An 18,925-nucleotide genomic window follows, 5' to 3' on the forward strand; every position below is an offset into this window, starting at 1 on the left:
ACTTAGAACCAGCCCTGCACCAGCTGGTATACAAAAGCCAGCAGCTCCCAGATGGCCCAGATCAGCAGAATGAAGATCACGACAATGCCGAGGATAACTCCCAGAATAATATTTTTGCCACTGCCCTGGTACTTGCCCTCTTCGTAGTGCGCCCGAAGCATGCGCACGTTACGTTCATTCGCTTTAAAGGCAAAGTCAAAGATATTGCCTAGAATAGGTATACTGCCAAAGAGGGCATCCAATGCCACGTTGAGGAGCATCAGGGTGACCATCTTGCCACTGGCACCATAGCGGGCCATGGTGAGGATCAGCATAGCCGACACACTAAACGAAGCCAGGTCGCCCACCACAGGAAAAAGCCCGAGAATTGGATCCAGCCCAAATCGCCAGTTGGTGCCCGGCAAGCGGAACTGGTTGTCCATCAAATGGGTGATGCGGTCAACCCATTTCAGGCTTTCGGTGCGGGGTGTGCGTGTATAGTGCGTGTTTGCCGTTTCCATAGCTGCCTATACGCAAGCCGGATACAAAGGTATCAGCCATGCCATCTGATAGCTTCTGATGAAAGATCTACCAGTCAGCAGTTCTGCGTGTCGCAACTTTGTTGTTTCTGGGTTTGTAAGACGATTTTGACTTCCACTTTTTATGCACCCGATCCGGCTTGCCTTTGATGTAACGCATGCTTCCGTAGTCATCGACCACAATAGCTTTGTCGCTGCGGTGGAGAGGGGAGCATGAAGAAAGAAATGCCAGTGTACTTACCAGCGTAATCAACAGGGTGAATCTTAGGAACGCCATGCAATTCTGAGTGTTTGGTGAGTATCAAGTATTTAAGATACTATATATACCTATACAATTCAAAATTGTTCTGTTTAACCATCGATTTATGCAAAAAAAATGCTGCATGCAACAGGCCAAAGCCATGCCACATACAGCACCTTGAAATTGAGTTACGGGCTGGCTTACTGTGCAGGCTCCGGGTTCATCACTACTTTAATGTAGTTATTCATTTTCAGATAGCTCTTTGCGGCCTTGCTGATGTCTTTGGAGTTAAGCTTCTCCACCAGCTCCAACTTGTCGTTGATGGCGGTAGGCTGCTCGCCGTAGTAGTAGGCGTTTTCGAGTGAGCTCAACCAGGCGCGGTTTTCACGCATACTGGTTTCGATGCTGCGTCTGTCCGCCTCTTTTACTTTGGCCAGGTCAGCTTCAATCGCACCGCTCTTCTGCAGCTTCTGGATCTCTTCGAAAGTAGCTGCTACCAGTTTGTCCACGTTTTCGGGAGCACAGGTAAAGCTGATGTTGAAGGCGTAGTTCTGGTAAGGCACCCGGCTTGTGCTGGCAGATACACTGGTTCCATACACGCCGCCAATTTCCTCTCGGAGCTTCTCTGTCAGCCTGATCTTCATTACCTCAGACAGTGCAGCCAAATGGTAGCTTTTCTCTTTGCTATACTTGGTCTGGTCACGGAAGCTGATCATTACATTGCTCTTCTGATCAGTGCCTTTCACCAGGTCTTTGGTTACGACGCCTTTTGGCGCACGCTTGCCCACGTCTTTGAAATTCTCCTTGCGGTTAGTGGACGGCAGACTGCCCAGATAGGTCTGCAGCATCGGCTTCACCTGTTCTACATCAAAATTACCCACAAACACAAAGGTAAAGTCGCTGGCATCGCCAAAACGGTCATGGTAAATTTCATAGGCACGGTCCAAATTTACTTTCTGCAGATGCTCTACTGTAGGTATACCGCCACCGCGCAAGTGGTCCTGCGTCATGATGCGGGCTACCTGGTCAGAGAAATAGTTCTGCGGACTAGCCATCAGGTTAGGCAAAATGCCATTATACTGTGTCAGGAAAGACTGGAAGTCCTGCTCGCTTTTGCGCGGCGCCGTAAACTTCAGGTGCGTCAGCTGCAGCATGGTCTCCAGGTCCTTAGGCGTCGCCATACCAGACAGGCCTTCGCGCAACTCGGAGATGAAAGCATTGACGTTGGCACTCTTACCGGCCAACACTTTCCGCAAGTCCACGGCCGACATGTCCTTCAAGCCGCTACGTGACACAATCTCAGACGTAAACGAAGCGGTATAGAAATCATCATCACTGTAAAGCGAGTGACCACCGTGGCTGTAGGCCGACATCAGGATCTCGTTGTCTTTGAAGTCGGTTGGCTTGAGCACGACACGCACTCCGTTTGACAAGGTGAGTTCTGTTACGCCCAGCTTCTCAATTTTGCTCTCTTTGGTGATCGTACCGGCCTTTGGTGTTTCCTCCATCAGGACGGTGGCTGTCATTTTATCTTCATAAGGCTGCAGTTCGGCAGTGGAGGCTTCTTTCAAAATGGCCAATACCTCAGCCTCTGTTGGCAACTTTACGTTTTCCTTTTCCGGAGCAGTGATCACAACCACCCGGTTATCCTCTGTGATCCACTGAGCGGCCAGCTGGTTTACTTCTGCCAGTGTGATGCCTTCCAGATGTTTTTTGATGAACTCGAACTGAAACGCTATACCTGTGGCCGGCATGTTGTCAAGGAAGTTGGCCACGTACTGGTTCACGTACACTCCTGAATTAGTTTTGCTGCGCTCGTTGTAGGCTCGTTCATAAGAGGCCAGCATCTGGGTTTTATAACGGCTCAGTTCTGACTCCGTAAAGCCATGGCGCTTCACACGCTCGTTTTCTTCGGCCACTGTTCGAAGACCACGCACCACACCAGTTTCGTTCGTGGTGACATAGGAGGAGTAAGCATCTTTAGAGCTCAGACCCTGCAGCGCAGTATAAGCTGTGCTGGCAAACAGGAATGGTGCATCTGCCTGCTGCTGCAGTTCGCTCAGGCGCTGGTTCAGCATGCCGTTGTACATGTCGCGGGCCAGCTTGTTGCGCATATCACCCAGCGTCTTCAACTTCTGAGTGTCTTTCTTATAATGCAGTTGCAAGCCAGGCATGGTCGCTTCTTTGTCACGCACAATTGTAACAAGTGTTTCTTTGTGATTTGGGATCTCGAAGCTCTTTCGCTCTTTTGGGTTGGCAGAAGCCTTATACTTGCCGAAGCTCGCTTTGATCTTCTGTTCCATCGCATCGACGTCAATGTCGCCTACCACTACCACGGCCATCAGATCCGGGCGGTACCAGTCTTTGTAGAAGCGACGGATCTCTTCGTGTTTAAAGGTCCTGAGCACCTCGTCAGTGCCGATTGGCAAACGCTGCGCATACTTGGAGTCTTTGAAAAGCACCGGGAAGTACTGGTAAGCCATACGCATACCTGCCTCCTGTCGCGAGCGCTTCTCTTCCACGATCACGCCACGCTCCTTGTCAATCTCCTCGCCTTCAAAGGTCACATTGAAAGCCCAGTCCTCCAGGATCAGTAAGCTCTTGTCGATGATCTCCTGCTTATCAGTAGGTATAGGCAGGATGTACACCGTCTCGTCGAAGCCGGTGTAGGCATTCAGGTGGGCCCCAAACTTCACCCCAACAGACTGCAGGTAATTGATCAGCTCGTTCTTTTTGAAGTTTTTGGTCCCGTTGAAGGCCATGTGCTCAGCAAAGTGCGCTAGCCCCTGCTGGCTGTCATCTTCCAGAATTGAACCAGCGTTTACAGCCAGTCTCAACTCTGCACGTTTCTCAGGCGTGCCGTTTTTCTGGATGTAGTAGGTCAGGCCATTGGCCAGCTTACCGGTACGCACATTGGGGTTGAGCGGAATAGGTTGATCCAATTCTGCCACAGCTGTCGTCACCGGCTTCTGAGCCAGCACAACCTGTTCTACTGTCGTACCCAAGAGGATGGCGGTCAGAGCCAGGGTGTAAAACTTCTTGTTCATCTAAAAGATTTTTAAATTAAGTTGTTATTCATTGCCTGGAAAAGGCCGCACGTATCTATCCTACACAATGCGTCATAGGATATGTTATAAACATAGTCATTTTAATTTCATAACACAGGATATTTATACCTATTTCCGTTTTCTATATACAAATCAGACTATTCTCACGACCAAGCCCTGCCCACGAATTCCTGAAAATAAAAAAGCAGGCCCGAAACCGGACCTGCTTATACCTGGCAGTAGCAGGATGCAAGCGTACAGCGGCTTACTTTTTGCCGCCTTTTCCTTTACCCTGATTTCCTTTGCCTGCATTATCTTTCCCTTGGCCACCTTTTCCTTTTCCGCCATTGTGGTGATTACCGTTTCCTGGCTTACCTTTTGGAGCAGCCTGCTTTACAGTAGTATTGTTGTTATTGACGATGATCACAGTGTTGCCTCCCTTCCCCTGCTTGTGCTTGGTATGGCCTGGGTTGGTGGTGCGTGGGTGATGCGGATTGTTCGGGTTCTTGGTCCAGCCTTTTTTGTAGCCCTTATGCCCGGCTTTGCTGTCTTTGATAATAACTACTTGCCCGGTATTGCTGTTTTTCTTGCGGGAGGTGGTACAAGATGCCATCGTGGCAACAGACAGTACAACCAGGAGTAAGAGTTTAAGGCGTTGCATATTAAGTTTATTTTATGATTGTGAGAGATAAAATCTATTCGGCAGGTACAAATGTATGTATTCACCTGAATACCTTGTTATGCCTGTGTCTGTATTTAGTGCTATTGTTTTAAAAACTAAACTATCCATAGCTTCCGTCCTATAAAATTAATTTCTGCAGCTTTGGGCACATAGCCCTAACTAAGCTGAAGTCATCTGCGTACTACTCCAAGAGCCAAACTCCTGGTACCGTAAACTTGAGAAGCCATGCTGAACAGACTATATGGGGTGCTGCTGCTGACCCTACTCATACTTGCCCTATTCACCTCCTGCGACGACAACGAGGCGCAGGCTGTAGATGCTGAAGCAACAACAACTGTAGCTGCAGAATCAACAATCTTGCCAAATACTATATAGTAAAACGATATACCTGCGCTATACCTGCAGATCTTAAGCTTCTCAGCAAATTGCCGATATCTCAAAAACAGCGACAGGAGCCTCTTTCGGGGCTCCTGTCGCTGTTTTTGAACTTCTGAAAATTATCGTGTTCTGATCTTGTGTCCGGCTATCGCATAGTACAGGATGAACAGGTAGCAAGGCACCATGATCCAGTAGGCCTGCTGTGAGTTGATGATATCGGCGAGGGCACCGTATACCAGCGGCAGAATAGCACCACCGGCTATACCCATTACCAGCAGCGAAGAGGCCGCTTTGGTAAAGCGACCCAAGTCAGCCAATGCCAGTGGCCAGATAGCTGGCCACATCAGGGAGTTTGCCAAACCTAGCAGCGCAATGAAACCAACAGAAACATAACCTGACGTGAAGATAGCTCCCAGCGAGAACACCACGCCTAAGATAGCGCAGAACTTCAGGGCATTCTCCTGCCTGATATACTTTGGAATGGCAATGATACCGATAATGTAACCTACGACCATCGCCACCATGGTCGCGCTGGCAAAGTACTGTGCCGTGGTAAGCGCAATATCATAAGACACGCCGTAGCTGATAATCGAGTCAACAGCAATTACCTCCACACCCACATACAGGAAGAGGGAGAATACGCCCAACAACAGGTGCGGGAAAGCAAACACGCTTTTCTTGCCGGTGTTGGCAGCTGCTACTGTTTCATCTTCCGCATCCGTGTCTATTTCAGGGAGGCTGGAGCGGTAGATCCAGTATCCGAGTATCAGCAGCACCACCACAATACCTATGTAAGGCGGAATCACCTGCAGGGCCATTTCATTCAAAGCAGCCTCACGAGCGGCGTCCGTCATACCCAGCACCTCTGACTTCAGCTTATCCGCATCTTCCAGGTTCAGGAAAAAGCCCAGGATAATCGGAGCAGCTGCACCCGCCATTTTGTTGCAAATACCCATGATGCTGATGCGCTTGGCAGCACTTTCGGCAGGACCAAGGATCGTGATGTAAGGGTTAGAAGCCGTCTGCAGAATAGCCAGACCACAGCCAATGATGAACAGGCCTGCCAAGAACATCAGGTAGATGCGTGTCGTGGCGGCAGGTATAAACAGGGCCGCTCCAACTGCCATCACCACCAAGGCAACTGACATCCCGTTCTTAAAGCCAAACTTCGTCAGTACTCTCGTAGACAGCGGCGCCATGACCAGGTAGGCGATGTAGAAAGCAAAGGTTACGAAGAAAGACTGGAACTTGGTGAGTTCACAGGCAATCTCCAGGTAGGGAATCAGCAGGGAGTTCAGCCAGGTAACGAAGCCGAAGATGAAGAACAGCGCACCGATGATGATGATCGAGCGCATATACCCACCAGAAGCATTCTCCTGCCCGGTTTTGCTATTTGTGGAAGGGGCTACTTTAGTCATGATAAGTTTAGGTATAGATAAGGTGCAAAACTGTTTCCGGAGATTAAGCCCGGGAATAAGGGTACAATATAAAATTTATCTCGCTTATATCAGGTGTTATAACCTTTAAATTTGACCTGCAAATTACTCCACCACGATCTCATCCAGCATCAGCCAGGTTTTCTGTCCGGCAGACGGATACTTGTCAGGGCTCACTCCTACACTTCGGACCTTCACTTTCACGAAGCGGGCACGGGTGAGCGGTAGCGTTGCAGCGACTTCATGGGTTGTAATACCCTCTGCTCCCAGTGGGTTCGGGTCGTCGATCGTGTCTACTGTCACATATCGGATGCCATCTACTGACAGCGCATATTCTACCTGAACCGGCAGGAAAATACGATAGCCGATGTGCTGCATAAAGTTGGTGCTTATCCTTTTGATCGGCTGCTCTTTCCCCAGGTCGATGATCGCCTCCACGTCTGTGTCCAGGAAGCCGACCCAGTGGCCGTCGTACTGATCAGTTGATCCCTTGAGGCCGTCCACCAATTTTGACTTGCTCGCGAAGCTCTGGTGAGCCGGGGTAGCCAGTGTGATGCTTTTGTTAAAGCCTTTATGCGCCTCGAAAGTGCGGGTGCTTACCTTGCCTACCAGCTTACCGTTCACAAAGGAGCCGGCTTTGATGGTCGAGGTTCTGTTTAGCGAGAACGGTCCTTTGTATACCTGTGACCTGGTGGTTGGCTCCGATCCGTCCAGGGTATAGTGGATGGTCACATCTGCGGCATCTGTCTCAAAGGTTACATTGGCTCTGTTGTTAACCGTGTCTATCTGCAGTTGCTGCTTTACGTTGAAGGCGCTGCGGGCATAGTTGATGCCCATGGCGTCGTATCGCTTGTACTGCTCCGTCATGCGGTTCTGGAAGCTTTTCCAGTCTTTGAGTTTGGCAGGCGTCCACAGCACTTCGCTCAAAGCAGATATGCGCGGGAACACCATATACTCTATGTGCTCTTCCGTGGAGACGTATTCGGTCCACATGTTGGCCTGCGCACCCAGGATGTACTTTTTTTCCTCGGCTGACAGTTCGCCAGGTGTTGGATCGTAGGCGTATACCTTAGAAAGCGGGTTATACCCGTGTATGGTAACCGGCTCTAGGTCGCGCTCACCCTGGTAATGGTCGAAGTACAAAGGCGAACCCGGAGACATCACCACGTAGTGCTTCTCTTTGGCAGCGGTTATACCTCCTTTGGTGCCGCGCCACGACATGACATAAGCATTCGGTGCCAGTCCGCCTTCCAGAATCTCGTCCCATCCGATGATGATGCGGCCATTCTTGTTAGCGAATTTCTCCATGCGCTGCACAAAATAGCTCTGCAGTTCGTGCTCGTCTTTCAGGCCTTCGTCCTTGATGCGCTTCTGACATTTCGGACATACCTTCCATCGGGTTTTCGGGGCTTCGTCGCCCCCTATATGGATTACTTTGCTTGGGAAGAGCTCCATCACCTCCGTTAGCACGTCTTCCAGAAAGGCAAAGGTATGCTCGTTGCCTGCACAGAAAATATCAGGGAAAATACCCCACTTCGACTCAACTTTGTGCGGACCTCCGGTACACGAAAGCTCCGGATAAGCGGTCAGCGCGGCCAGTGCGTGACCTGGCATTTCAATCTCTGGCACTACGTTGATAAAGCGGTCCTGCGCATATTGCACCACCTCTTTGATCTGCTCCTGGGTATAGTAGCCACCGTGACGGCGCTTGCGGTAAGTCTGTGGCAGGTCCCAGTAGTGCCCGATCAGGGTGCTGTCGCGCCAGGCACCTACTTCAGTCAGTTTCGGGTGTTTTTTGATCTCGATGCGCCAGCCCTGGTCGTCTGTCAGGTGCCAGTGGAAGCTGTTTAGCTTGTGCATAGCCAGGTAGTCGATGTATTGCTTCACAAACTCCACCGGGAAAAAATGGCGGGTTACGTCCAGGTGCATACCGCGCCAGGTATAGCGGGGCTTGTCCACGATCTGGAGTGCAGGTATAAGCGCCGAACCTGTCGTCTTCTGAGCTGGCAGCAGTTGACGCACAGTCTGCATACCCAGGAAAGTGCCGTGTGCTTCCTTTGCAGCCAGTGTTATGCGGCCCTGTGCTACGCTCAAGGTATAGCCTTCCGCACCCAGCGTATCGTTCTCTGTCTTCAGCGTCAGATGAATCAGGTTGGTCTCTTTTTTCTTCGGCTTCTTTTGGATCACTTCCGGCTTGTGTCCGATTGCAGCTTCGATGTGCTGGGCCAAAAACTCGCCTACACGCAGCAGATCGTCATTTTTGGGATCAACATATACCTTGGTGGAAGGCTGCACCAGGAAGCCTCCTTTCTGGGTGGTCAGCTTCACGGGCTGCGGTATCAGCGACAGCGACTCGGGTTTTACCTGCGCCTGCGAAAGCGTAGCTATACCTGCCGTGCAGAAAATTGAAAGCAAAAGGGTGAGAATGTTTTTTCTGAAAGTCATGTCAGAAACGGGTGTTATGGTTGGGTTGGTTAAAGGCGATGTAATAGCTGTTTGTGTGTTACTGAGACCCGGCTCCAACTTTCATATAGTGATAAAAAGCCCTACCCAACAAAGATAGGCTCTATACCAATTTTAAAAAGCTCAAACCCAGCTCCATTCTCTAAAAATGCGCAACTGCGTGACAAGGCTTTAACTTCAAGAATCTAAGCCGATGCAACTTGCCAACAAGATCCTTGCAGGATGACAAAAATAGAAGCAGTTACCTCTCTCCAGAATAAAAAAAACAGCTGAAACAAAGCTAAGCAATTTGCTTCGTTTCAGCTGTCATTGTCTACGCTAGAATTTCCATTTCACGAAGGCTTCCATGGCTTCGTAGTTGGCAAGGCCTAGGTCGTCGTAGCTCTTGGCGGTCTCACGGTTGCGCTCTTCGGCACGCACCCAGAACTCGCGGGCATCGTCACCCGGGAACACCGGACGGTCTTTCTGAGACTGGTGCTTGAAGATGGCGTTGCGCTTGCGCTCCACTTCCTGCGGCGACAGCGGAACGGCCATCTCGATCTCGTGGGTGGCGAACTCGTGCCAGGCGCCGCGGTACATCCACAGCCAGCAATCTTTGGCCCACTCTTCGGTTTCGCGCAGGCGGGCAAGGGCGGCCAGCACGATGTTGAAGCAAACAATGTGCGTACCGTGCGGATCGGCAAAGTCTCCGGCGGCAAATACCTGGTGCGGCTTCACCTGCTGCAACAGCTCCATCGTCAGCTCCACGTCAATATCCGTTACCGGCTTCTTCACTGTCTTGCCTGTTTCGTAGAACGGCAGCGCCATGAAGTGAATGTGGTCATCATCCAGACCAGCGTAACGGGCACCGGCAATGGCCTCACTCTTCCGGATAAAGCCTTTCACATCGCGAATTTCCTGCGTGTCGAGCTGGTTAGGCTGCTTGTTCTCGATGAAGCCGCGCATGTCTTCGTAGATGTTCTCCAGGTGATCCGTTCCCTGCCCGATGCTCTTGTTGAAGTCGATGGCGAACTCCATGTAGCGCAGCACGTCGTCGTCCCACACGGCAGTGTTGCCGGAGGTTTGATACGCTACGTGCACGTCGTGCCCCTGGTCTACCAGGCGGATGAAAGTACCACCCATGGAAATCACATCATCATCCGGGTGTGGCGAGAAGATCACGACACGCTTACGAGCAGGCTCAGCACGCTCCGGACGACGCTTGTCGTCGGCGTTCGGCTTACCACCAGGCCAGCCGGTGATGGTGCTTTGTAGTTTGTTAAAGATGTCTATGTTGATCTCGTAAGCAGTGCCTTTTTCAGTGATCAGCTGCGCCATGCCGTGGTTGTTGTAATCCTCCTCGGTCAGCTTCAGGATCGGCTTTTTCACCGTCTGTGACAGCCAGATTACGGCTTTCTTGATCAGCGTATCATCCCATACGCAGTCTTTTACCAACCATGGCGTGTTGAAGCGGGTCAGATCCGAAGCGGCGTCCATGTCCAGCACAAACTCCACGTTATCAGACAGCTGCAGGTAGGTAGCCGGTACGTCACTTGACATCTCGCCTTCCACGGCTTTCTTGATGATTGGCGCTTTCTTACCACTCCAGGCCATCAGGATGATCTCGCGGGCTTTGAAGATGGTACCGATACCCATGGTGATGGCTTTGCGCGGCACATTCTCTTTACCACCAAAGTCACGGGAGGCATCGCGACGGGTCAGGTCGTCGAGCGTCACCAGGCGTGTGCCTGAATTTGGTGCTGAACCCGGTTCGTTGAAACCGATGTGACCTGTACGACCGATACCCAACAGCTGCAAATCCAGTCCGCCCACGGCTTCGATCTTGCGCTCATACTCCAGGCAATAGTCATGGATTCTTTCCTGCGGCAGGGTACCGTCAGGTATATGCACATTGTTTTTGTTGATGTCGATGTGGTCGAAGAGGTTCTCGTTCATGAACGTCACATAGCTCTGCACCGCAGTTGGCTGCATCGGATAGTACTCGTCCAGGTTGAAGGTGATCACATTGCGGAAGCTCAGGCCTTCTTCGCGGTGCAGGCGCACCAACTCGCCGTATACCTTGACCGGTGTGGCACCGGTGGCCAGGCCGAGCACAGCCTTCTCGTTGCGCCCCTGCTTGTATCGGATCAGCTCCGCAATGCGCTGGGCCACTTTCACGGAAGCGACATATTCATCGGAGTAAACAGTAACCGGAAGCTTCTCAAATCGGGTTTCTTCCAGAAGATTTAATCGTGCCATTTTATTTGTGCTATAATGTGATGTTGTGTTTCGTTGTTCTGTTATTTGGTTGATTCAATGCGGTGTTCAAAAATGCGCTCCATCACCGTGGCCACCGGCCCTAGTATACCTGCCTCCTGCCCCAGTTTAGAGAGCGCAATTTCGGTCCGCTCACGCAGCTGCGTCATGCAATAAGTGTTGATCGATTGCTGGATCGGGGTGGTGAGGTACTGCCTGGCTTCGGCCATTTTGCCCCCGATGATGATCAGCTCCGGGTTAAACAGCTGGATCAGCATGGCGATGCCTTTGCCTAGGTTCCGCCCTGTTTCGGCCAGTATGTTGATGGCGTACTGGTCTCCTTCGTGTGCAGCCTGTATGATGGCCTGCGGTTTGATCTTATCCGGTTCGTGGTCAGACAGCGCTTTCAGCAAAGTATCCTGCCCCGCCTGAAGCCCTTCGCGGGCCATGCGTGCCAGCGCACTTCCCGAAGCTACCGTTTCCAGACAACCCCGCTTGCCGCAGTGGCAAAGCACACCGTTATCGATAAAAGGTATGTGGCCGAACTCGCCCGCAAAACCCGAGGTGCCTACACGCAGCTTGCCATCCATGATGATGCCAAGGCCAATACCCCAGTCCAGCGTAAGTACGAGCACGTCGCGCTTGCTCTGCGCTGCCCCGAAGCGGTATTCTGCCAGGGTGATGCTTTTTACGTCGTTTTGGATGTAAACTGGCTTGCTGAACTTGAGCGCCAGCAGATCCTGCAGCGGCGTTTCATTCTGACCCGTAAGCAAATAGGTATAGCTATCGCCTTCGCGGGAAGACACCAGTCCCGGCATGCTAAGGCCTATACCCATCAACTTGTCAGCGTCTATACCTGCCGAGAGCACCAAGCTACTGGCATGTTGGTGCAGCTCCTCAATAGCGCTGAGATCCTTCGAAAGATTCAGTGGAAAGGTATGGATACCCGTGATGTTGTTGTTATTGCCATCGAAAATGGCCATGCGGGTGCTAAACTTCTCCATTTCAATGCTCAGCACGAAAAGTGAGTTATTGCGCAGTCCGTACAGTTCCGGCTTTCGCCCTCCTACTGATTCGCCACGCCCCTGCTTCTCCACCAGCCCTTCAGCCATTAGCTCGTTGAGCAAAGCCATGGAGGTTGGCGAACTGATACTGAAGCGGTTACAGATGTCGGCGTTAGAGCGAGCGCCTTTTACATACAAGTGCCGCACGATCTTGATCTTCTGCAAATGCTTTTTCCGTTCCACGTGGTTCAGCTTCTCCAGATATCCTTCTTCCAGTGCCAGGAATGCGCTCATGCTAACAGTGTTGGTGTGATACTATAAAGTACGAGGATTAAGAGATTATATCCAAAAACTTTTCTTAAATTTTTATTAAAGTATAAATCAATTGAATAAAAAATAATTTAATAGTTCACATTCAGTGTAATTTTTATCAAAACTTGATCAGTTGCGACGGAGTAAAACTCATATCAGAGCTATAGTGAAACCGCACCATGAGATAGGGCCACTCCATCTACAGAGATGATTCTTAATACACTATGAAACTCTCACTACTCAGCAGCCACAAAAAAAAGGCAGTAGCTCTCGCCACTGCCTTTCTATTGGTCCCTTGCTATACCTTATTCATACAGCGGCTTCTGACGCAAGTCTACCAGCGTTGCTTCCGGCGAAATACGCTTGGCACGCAGGAAACGGGCCAGTTCAGAAGCATCATGGTTTTCAGCTGACGGATTCATGCTGTTGATGCGCACGCGGCCGGCGGAGTGAATAAACTCCTGGTTGCCACCGATCCACATACCTACGTGCACCACTCGCTCCGGCTTACCGTCTTTGGCAGGCACACCAAAAAACAGCAGATCGCCCGGACGAAGCTCACCCCAACCCTTATCAGTAGGCACCAGTTCACCAATATGTATTTGCTGCGATGCATCACGCGGCAGCACCAGGCCGTTCATAAAGAAGATCGTTTTGGTAAAGCCGCTGCAGTCCATCCCTTTCACAGAAGTGCCGCCCCACAGGTAGGGCATACCCAGCATCTCTTTGCTGGAAGCCACCAGGTTTTCCTCAGTCGGTTTACGGGTGGCTACCCACTCCTTGAAATCCATGGCTTCGGCAGTAGACACAAATCCAGTCCGTCCATCCGGGAAAGCCACTTCATAAAAGTCTTTCGTCTTATTCTTCAGCACCATCACGTCACCATACACCATATCCGAAACAGTCGTACCGTTCTTGTCTGCCGCGGCATGGGCAAAGCCATAAGTTTTGGTGTAGATCAGCTTTTTGCCTTGTTGCCAGTTGTTGAAGGCGGTCTGGTCCATCAGAGCTACGCCACCGTAATCAACCCAGGCCAGGTACTGATCAGGTGTCTGCACCAGGTACCAGCCATTTTGCTTCTTCCATACCTTAAGCGGCGTACCCATGGTCGCCTGCGTAGCCAGCTCGGCCGAGTGCTTTGGCTGCGAGCGCAGGTTGGCAACCGAGATCGTCACGATAGCCTGATGCTTACCTTCCAGTTCTGCTTCCGGCAACACCTGTATACTGTCTACAAACGAAACATTGGCCGCCTGCAGACGCTTGAGCAGATCCGCTTTGGCTTCCGGCATATTGGTTTCGCCACGCAGCACGTTGCCATTAGGCTCCACATCAAACAGCGCTACACGCTTATCAGGGGCGAACTGCTGACGCACGGCATCAATGTGCACCTTGGCAGGAGAAACAGCGGTAGCAGCGCTTGCGGTAGTTGCAGTTTCAGATGTCGTGGTTTGTGTGCCTGCACAGGCCGAAAGCACCAGTGGGAGCAACAACGCAAAAAGACTCTTTCTAATCATAGTATAGGTTTTAAAATGTGGGCAGGCGCCGAGGCCTGACAACAGCATTACATACTGAACATTAATACATTAACAATAATTCGCTACTCCGCCACGAGCTGCATGAGTATACCTGAGATATAAGCCCCATAGGTACCCACGGCATAACCCAGAATAGACAATAGCACGCCTACAGGAGCCAGTGCCGGGTGAAAGGCCGCCGCCACAATCGGAGCCGAGGCCGCGCCGCCCACATTGGCCTGACTACCCACAGCCAGAAAGAAGAACGGTGCTTTGATGAGCTTGCCCACAATAAAGAGCAGCAGCATGTGCACCGAAATCCAGATAATGCCCACCAGGAACAGACCCGGCTGACTTACGATGGCCGTCACATCCATCTGCATACCGATCGTCGCCACCAGGATGTAAAGGAATATACTGGCAACACGCGAAGCACCCGCTCCTTCCAGATTACGGGCTTTGGTAGTTGAAAGCAGCATACCAAAAGTGGTAGCCAGCACCACCAGCCAGAAAAAGCCGGAGGTGAGACTGAAACGAGCCAACTCTGGTGCATTCGCTTCAATCCAGGGAGCGATGATATCCGCAAAGAAGTGTGCAAGCCCCGTCAGACCAAAACCTATACCTGCTATCAGCATCAGATCAGGCATGGTAGGCACCCGCATGATACTCTTGCGGTATTGCTCAATCTTATTCTTCAGGTTAGTTACAGCCGAACTGTCGGCTTTAAAGAAAGCGTCTATCTTTTCTGATCTCCCTGATCCGTACAATAATACTGCCATCCAGATGTTCGCCACGATCACATCCACGGCAATCACGGCAGAGAACAGGTTCGGGCTAGGCTGAAAGATCTCGAACATCGCTAATTGGTTGGCACCACCGCCGATCCAGCTGCCTGCAATGGTCGTAAGTCCGCGCCAGACGGCATCAGGCCCCGCTCCTCCCACCACATCGGGTGCAAAAGTGGAGACAATAAGGATTGCCAGCGGACCACCAATCACAATACCGACCGTACCGGTAATGAACATAAGTCCCGCTTTGTGGCGCAGTTTCCAGATCTCTTTCAGGTCGAGACTGATAGTGAAAAGCACCAAACTCGCTGGCAACAGGTAACGCGACGCCATCCCGTACAACGACGAGGTTTCACCAGAGATGATGTTCAGGGAATTCAGCAAACTCGGAATAAGGTAACACAGCAAGAGCGAGGGCACCACCGAGTAGAATTTCTTGAAGACAGTGCGTTCGCTGGACGATGTCTTAAATATAATAGCTAGTATGACAACGAGAATGCCCAGCACGACGGCATCGTTGGTGATAAGTGGTGCTGCAGCGGTAGTTTCTTCCATGTAGTGTTTGATCTCCCTTTACAAGAGGAATTAGTTTAAAATATTGATAAGCTTATTGCTTTAGCCATTTGCCCGCTGCGCCACAGGGTAGCGATTGATCAACGCTGCCAGTCGCAGCACATCCTCCTCCCGATGCGCGCTGCTCAGGATTACCCGTGTGATCGGGTCATCGGCCGGTGTCGGATATCGGAAGCTGGAGATAATCACTCCGTGCTCCTGCAGGTACGCCGCCATGTGATGGTCATGCACCCCAAATACCGGGTATCTTTCAAAGTAACTGAATTGATCCGGTCGCTCCAAATGCTGCAGAAAAAGGGCAATGCTTGAAAACAGCTTCTGCCGCGCTTCCTTAAACAAGGACTCGCATCGCAAAAAGGCATACAGGTAGGCAGGTATAGCCGGTGACGCTCCACCGAAATAATGGCTATGCCGCAACTTATCAACCAGCTCTTTATCACCCAACACCACACCGGCAGGTATACCCAGGGCTTTCCCCATTGAGCTTGCCACCACCAGTTGCACATTGGACTGTAGACGCGCCTTCAGCTGCGCATACACACCCGCTCCATCCTCTCCCGTTACCCCGAAACCATGCGAATCATCCACGATCAATGTGATTTGCTTGTCGTTTGGCAAAGCACTTAGCCAGCTAAAACCGTGGTTGCGGGCTTTGAGCGGGTCGAGGGAATTGCATACCAAAATGATATGCTGCTCCTTCGAATTCTGCACTTGCTGCAGCATCGGACCAACCCAGGCATCGTAATCGCCGTTGACTTCGTCGGAGGTGCTGCGCCAAAGGGCTGGGTGTGTGTTGGGAGCATAGATGAAATGGCCACTCCCTTGCAAAGCCTGCACCAGCGCCTGCCCGGCCAGGTAACCTGACGACATGGTGAAAGCCGCTTCGGCTCCGGTATACCTCGCCAAATACGCTTCCACCTCCCCGAACACCTGCAACTGTAGGTTGGAGTTGCGGGAGCTGGAGTAGTTGGTGCCATAGCGGGCCATCCCCTCCAGCACGCAGTGCCTGAAAGCTTCGTTGACAGGTATACCAAGGTAGGAGGTCCCGCTAAAGAACAGGAACTCCTCTCCGTTCACCACCAAGGTGCGGCCCGGCAGCTGATCTGTGTATACCTTGTTGGCCATTATGCTATAAGAGCGGCACCTGTGCCGTTCACATTTTCGCTATAGCTCACCTTGCCTTGCTCGATGGTCACGCCAGTGGCAATGTCCTTGCTCAGCAGCAGGGCGCCGTCCATGTCCACATAGTCGAGCATCGGCAGTAGCTGCGCAATGGCCGATATACCCACGCTGGACTCCGTCATACACCCTACCATCACTTTCATGCCCAGGCTCTTGGCTTCGGCAATCATACGACGGGCAGGCGTCAGGCCACCGCATTTCACTAGTTTGATGTTCACGCCATGGAACAGGCCGTGGCACTTGGCTACGTCAGACTCGGTAATGCAGCTTTCGTCAGCAATTAGGGGCAGCTCAGAGCGCTCATATACCTGCTTCATACCTTCCAGGTCGTCGGCTTTCATGGGCTGCTCGATAAACTGAACACCCAATTCTTTCAGCTGCTTTGAGTTCTCAATGGTTTCTTCTACACCCCAGGCGCAATTAGCGTCCACACGGAAAATCGCATCGGTATGCTTGCGCAGTTCCTTGATGATGGCCACGTCTTCTTTCGTGCCCAACTTGATCTTGTAAAGCGGCCACGGCATTTCCTGCAACTTCTTCACCATGTTCTCCACCGTGTCGATACCGATGGTATAGTTTGTCAGCGGCATGTTCTTTGCCTCCAAACCCCATATTTTGTAGAGCGGCTGGCCCTTCATTTTGCCGAACAGGTCATTGGCAGCCAGGTCCAGTGCGCAGAGAGCAAAGGGATTGTCAGCCAGGTGTGGCTGCATCTGCGCCCAGAATTCCTCTGGTGAAGTCAGCTCGGTCGACTCTATTTGCTCGCGGATATTCTCCAGCGCTGCAGTCATGCTCTCGATGGTGAAGCCATAGTAGGGATTGCTGGTCGCCTCGCCGTAGCCTTTGTGCTCCCCGTGCTGCAGCTCCACAATCATGGTTGGCTGCACATCGCGTGAGTCGTAGGAAATGGTAAAGGTGTGCCGCAGCGGCAGGTCAAAGGAGCGTATTGTTAGTTTCAACATAGTATTGGTTTGTTTGTGTGGTCAGGTATGGGTTAGTTTGTTGGTTGATAATTGTTGATTGTTTTTTGTTTTTCAGCTACCCTCGCTCGAGCCCCGCGAGTGTGAGGTATTCTAGTGGCGTCCCGCCACTTGTGCCAGAGGCACAGAGTATAGCGGCCAATCAGATCCCGAATGCTTTCGGGAAGTCCGCAAAATAGCTCACACTCGCGTCCCGCGAGCGAGGGCTTCCTTATATTAATACTTTTCGTGCACCTCCGTCATAATCCGTTCCATAGCGCTTCTTATCTCCGAAGATGACGTTTTAAAGTTGTTATTCATAAAGCTGTACATCAACAGTTTGCCGCTCTTTGTGATGATATAGCCGCTTTGGTTGTGTACGTGCGAGAGCGTACCGGATTTGCCAAACACGAAAGGCACTTCTGCTTTGTAGATGTTCCGGAATGTACCCGGTCTGCCACCTACGGCCAGCATGGGCAGCAACTTTTCTCTTGGACGCTCAGCATGCAGCCTCTGCAACAGCGCAATGATGCTGCGCGGCGTGAACATGTTCATGGAAGATAGGCCCGAGCCATCAATCCATACCGGCGCATCCTGCAAATCGGACAAGTAAGTTTTCACGGCATACTTGATAGCCCGCTCTACTGACAGGGTATCCGAAAAAGTACCGGAGCTCAGCATCATTAACTGCTCGGCCATCAGGTTGTCGCTCACCTGCAACATACGTTTGAACACAGTATCGGCGGGCAGGCCGTAGAGAATTTGTCCACCCGCAGGTATAGGTCGCTTTACCAGTTTTACAGGGCGTTTCAGGGTGTCGGCCAGTAGCTGCACCGTCAGCTCAGGCGAGGTAATGAAAGGCACCTCCTGCGAGAAAGCAATCGCAGCACGCTTCGGATTGTAGGCGATGTCGTTGCTGCGCCATGCCCTGCGGAAGGTGTCGCGGTGGGCATTTTTGGAAGTATCAGGTTTTACGTGCTTCTGGAAAAAAGCCGGTGTAGTGGTGTAGGCCGTGGTGCTGTCCTTTTTGAACTTCACGATGTTGCCGTGAATCGGAAAAGAGCTGCGCTCCGGCTGATAGTAATAGTTGTAGTCATCCCAGCCCCAGTTGGTGGCGAAGGGCGTGCTGGTCATGGGGGCCTCGATATAGTAAAGCTTCTCTTTGCGGTTCTTCAGAAAATCGTAGGCAATGCTGTTCTTCAGGTCCATGTGTGTGAAGGTCGGATCACCGGTGCCCCAGAAAATCAGCGAGTCGCCTTTCGCTACATATTTGAGGGCAGGTATAGAATCACCCAGCATTTTGGAGGCCGCATAAAAGGTGAACAGCTTCGTGTTGGACGCCGGCACAAAATACTTGTCGGCATTGTGCTCCACCACCGCCTTGCCCAGCTCCGGGTCATACAGCACAAAGCCTACGAAACTCTGTTGCAGCGCCTCCACCTCCAATACTTGCCGCTTAATCTCCGCTGGTCCGTAAGGCGCAGGCGCTTCCGCCACAGGTTTGGCCGCGCTACAGCCAAGCAGAAAGAGCAAGCTGAGACAAGGTATAAGTTTTAAGGTATAGCGGAGTAGTGGCTTGGTCATAGGGTGTGG

14 protein-coding genes are annotated in these 18,925 nt (G+C 51.6%); 1 reads left to right on the top strand and 13 read right to left on the bottom strand.

The annotated features are described in order from the left end of the window. Positions 1-2 precede the first annotated feature (2 nt). The 4 genes from AC5FXQ_RS03480 to AC5FXQ_RS03495 all read right to left on the bottom strand — a co-directional run bounded on the left by AC5FXQ_RS03480 (position 3) and on the right by AC5FXQ_RS03495 (position 4,467). Complete coding sequence (locus AC5FXQ_RS03480) at positions 3-500, bottom strand: DUF4112 domain-containing protein (protein ID WP_493601097.1); 498 nt, start codon at positions 498-500, stop codon at positions 3-5. A 67-nt stretch (positions 501-567) separates the two neighbouring features. Further along, entirely contained in the window at positions 568-795 is a 228-nt protein-coding gene (locus tag AC5FXQ_RS03485; protein ID WP_493601098.1) for a hypothetical protein, read from the bottom strand. 164 nt (positions 796-959) lie between these two features. Continuing rightward, the gene (locus AC5FXQ_RS03490; RefSeq protein ID WP_493601099.1) at positions 960-3,806 is read right to left on the bottom strand and encodes a M16 family metallopeptidase; all 2,847 of its coding nucleotides are present in this window, start codon (positions 3,804-3,806) and stop codon (positions 960-962) included. A gap of 265 nt (positions 3,807-4,071) precedes the next feature. Beyond that, on the bottom strand, positions 4,072-4,467 hold the full coding sequence (locus AC5FXQ_RS03495; RefSeq protein WP_493601100.1) for a hypothetical protein: 396 nt from the start codon (positions 4,465-4,467) through the stop codon (positions 4,072-4,074). Positions 4,468-4,713: 246 nt separating this feature from the next. Between AC5FXQ_RS03495 and AC5FXQ_RS03500 the strand changes: the two genes are divergently transcribed. Then, positions 4,714-4,863 (top strand): hypothetical protein, encoded by a 150-nt coding sequence (locus AC5FXQ_RS03500; RefSeq protein ID WP_493601101.1) that lies wholly within the window; start codon positions 4,714-4,716, stop codon positions 4,861-4,863. A gap of 122 nt (positions 4,864-4,985) precedes the next feature. Here AC5FXQ_RS03500 and AC5FXQ_RS03505 read toward each other — a convergent pair whose 3' ends face one another. The 9 genes from AC5FXQ_RS03505 to AC5FXQ_RS03545 all read right to left on the bottom strand — a co-directional run bounded on the left by AC5FXQ_RS03505 (position 4,986) and on the right by AC5FXQ_RS03545 (position 18,916). After that, complete coding sequence (locus AC5FXQ_RS03505; RefSeq protein WP_493601102.1) at positions 4,986-6,284, bottom strand: sugar MFS transporter; 1,299 nt, start codon at positions 6,282-6,284, stop codon at positions 4,986-4,988. A 123-nt stretch (positions 6,285-6,407) separates the two neighbouring features. Continuing rightward, on the bottom strand, positions 6,408-8,747 hold the full coding sequence (locus AC5FXQ_RS03510; RefSeq protein WP_493601103.1) for a glycoside hydrolase family 20 protein: 2,340 nt from the start codon (positions 8,745-8,747) through the stop codon (positions 6,408-6,410). 336 nt (positions 8,748-9,083) lie between these two features. Continuing rightward, positions 9,084-11,057, bottom strand: coding sequence for a glucosamine-6-phosphate deaminase (nagB, locus tag AC5FXQ_RS03515; protein WP_493601271.1), 1,974 nt, complete (start codon positions 11,055-11,057; stop codon positions 9,084-9,086). Next, a complete protein-coding gene (locus AC5FXQ_RS03520; protein WP_493601104.1) occupies positions 11,045-12,298 on the bottom strand; it encodes an ROK family transcriptional regulator in 1,254 nt (417 codons plus the stop codon). The genes nagB and AC5FXQ_RS03520 overlap by 13 nt, the downstream gene beginning before the upstream one ends. 323 nt (positions 12,299-12,621) lie before the next feature. Beyond that, the gene (locus AC5FXQ_RS03525) at positions 12,622-13,830 is read right to left on the bottom strand and encodes a C40 family peptidase (protein WP_493601105.1); all 1,209 of its coding nucleotides are present in this window, start codon (positions 13,828-13,830) and stop codon (positions 12,622-12,624) included. Between the two features lie 83 nt (positions 13,831-13,913). Beyond that, on the bottom strand, positions 13,914-15,173 hold the full coding sequence (locus AC5FXQ_RS03530; protein WP_493601106.1) for a DUF819 family protein: 1,260 nt from the start codon (positions 15,171-15,173) through the stop codon (positions 13,914-13,916). 60 nt (positions 15,174-15,233) lie between these two features. Continuing rightward, positions 15,234-16,316, bottom strand: a complete 1,083-nt coding sequence (locus tag AC5FXQ_RS03535; RefSeq protein WP_493601107.1) for an aminotransferase class I/II-fold pyridoxal phosphate-dependent enzyme — start codon at positions 16,314-16,316, stop codon at positions 15,234-15,236. Then, positions 16,316-17,335, bottom strand: a complete 1,020-nt coding sequence (locus tag AC5FXQ_RS03540; protein WP_493601108.1) for a dipeptide epimerase — start codon at positions 17,333-17,335, stop codon at positions 16,316-16,318. Before AC5FXQ_RS03540 ends, AC5FXQ_RS03535 begins: the two co-directional genes overlap by 1 nt. Positions 17,336-17,569: 234 nt before the next feature. Further along, a complete protein-coding gene (locus AC5FXQ_RS03545) occupies positions 17,570-18,916 on the bottom strand; it encodes a D-alanyl-D-alanine carboxypeptidase/D-alanyl-D-alanine-endopeptidase (protein WP_493601109.1) in 1,347 nt (448 codons plus the stop codon). Positions 18,917-18,925: the final 9 nt, after the last annotated feature.

It is taken from the genome of Pontibacter sp. LHS1, assembly GCF_058932855.1.

Excerpts from the sequence above, each read along its gene's own strand:
- AC5FXQ_RS03510 (WP_493601103.1), bottom strand. The coding sequence starts at position 8,747 with ATGACTTTCAGAAAAAACATTCTCACCCTTTTGCTTTCAATTTTCTGC.
- AC5FXQ_RS03495 (WP_493601100.1), bottom strand. The coding sequence starts at position 4,467 with ATGCAACGCCTTAAACTCTTACTCCTGGTTGTACTGTCTGTTGCCACG.
- AC5FXQ_RS03500 (WP_493601101.1), top strand. The coding sequence starts at position 4,714 with ATGCTGAACAGACTATATGGGGTGCTGCTGCTGACCCTACTCATACTT.
- AC5FXQ_RS03520 (WP_493601104.1), bottom strand. The coding sequence starts at position 12,298 with ATGAGCGCATTCCTGGCACTGGAAGAAGGATATCTGGAGAAGCTGAAC.
- AC5FXQ_RS03505 (WP_493601102.1), bottom strand. The coding sequence starts at position 6,284 with ATGACTAAAGTAGCCCCTTCCACAAATAGCAAAACCGGGCAGGAGAAT.
- AC5FXQ_RS03480 (WP_493601097.1), bottom strand. The coding sequence starts at position 500 with ATGGAAACGGCAAACACGCACTATACACGCACACCCCGCACCGAAAGC.
- AC5FXQ_RS03485 (WP_493601098.1), bottom strand. The coding sequence starts at position 795 with ATGGCGTTCCTAAGATTCACCCTGTTGATTACGCTGGTAAGTACACTG.
- AC5FXQ_RS03545 (WP_493601109.1), bottom strand. The coding sequence starts at position 18,916 with ATGACCAAGCCACTACTCCGCTATACCTTAAAACTTATACCTTGTCTC.
- AC5FXQ_RS03535 (WP_493601107.1), bottom strand. The coding sequence starts at position 16,316 with ATGGCCAACAAGGTATACACAGATCAGCTGCCGGGCCGCACCTTGGTG.
- AC5FXQ_RS03525 (WP_493601105.1), bottom strand. The coding sequence starts at position 13,830 with ATGATTAGAAAGAGTCTTTTTGCGTTGTTGCTCCCACTGGTGCTTTCG.
- AC5FXQ_RS03530 (WP_493601106.1), bottom strand. The coding sequence starts at position 15,173 with ATGGAAGAAACTACCGCTGCAGCACCACTTATCACCAACGATGCCGTC.
- AC5FXQ_RS03540 (WP_493601108.1), bottom strand. The coding sequence starts at position 17,335 with ATGTTGAAACTAACAATACGCTCCTTTGACCTGCCGCTGCGGCACACC.
- AC5FXQ_RS03490 (WP_493601099.1), bottom strand. The coding sequence starts at position 3,806 with ATGAACAAGAAGTTTTACACCCTGGCTCTGACCGCCATCCTCTTGGGT.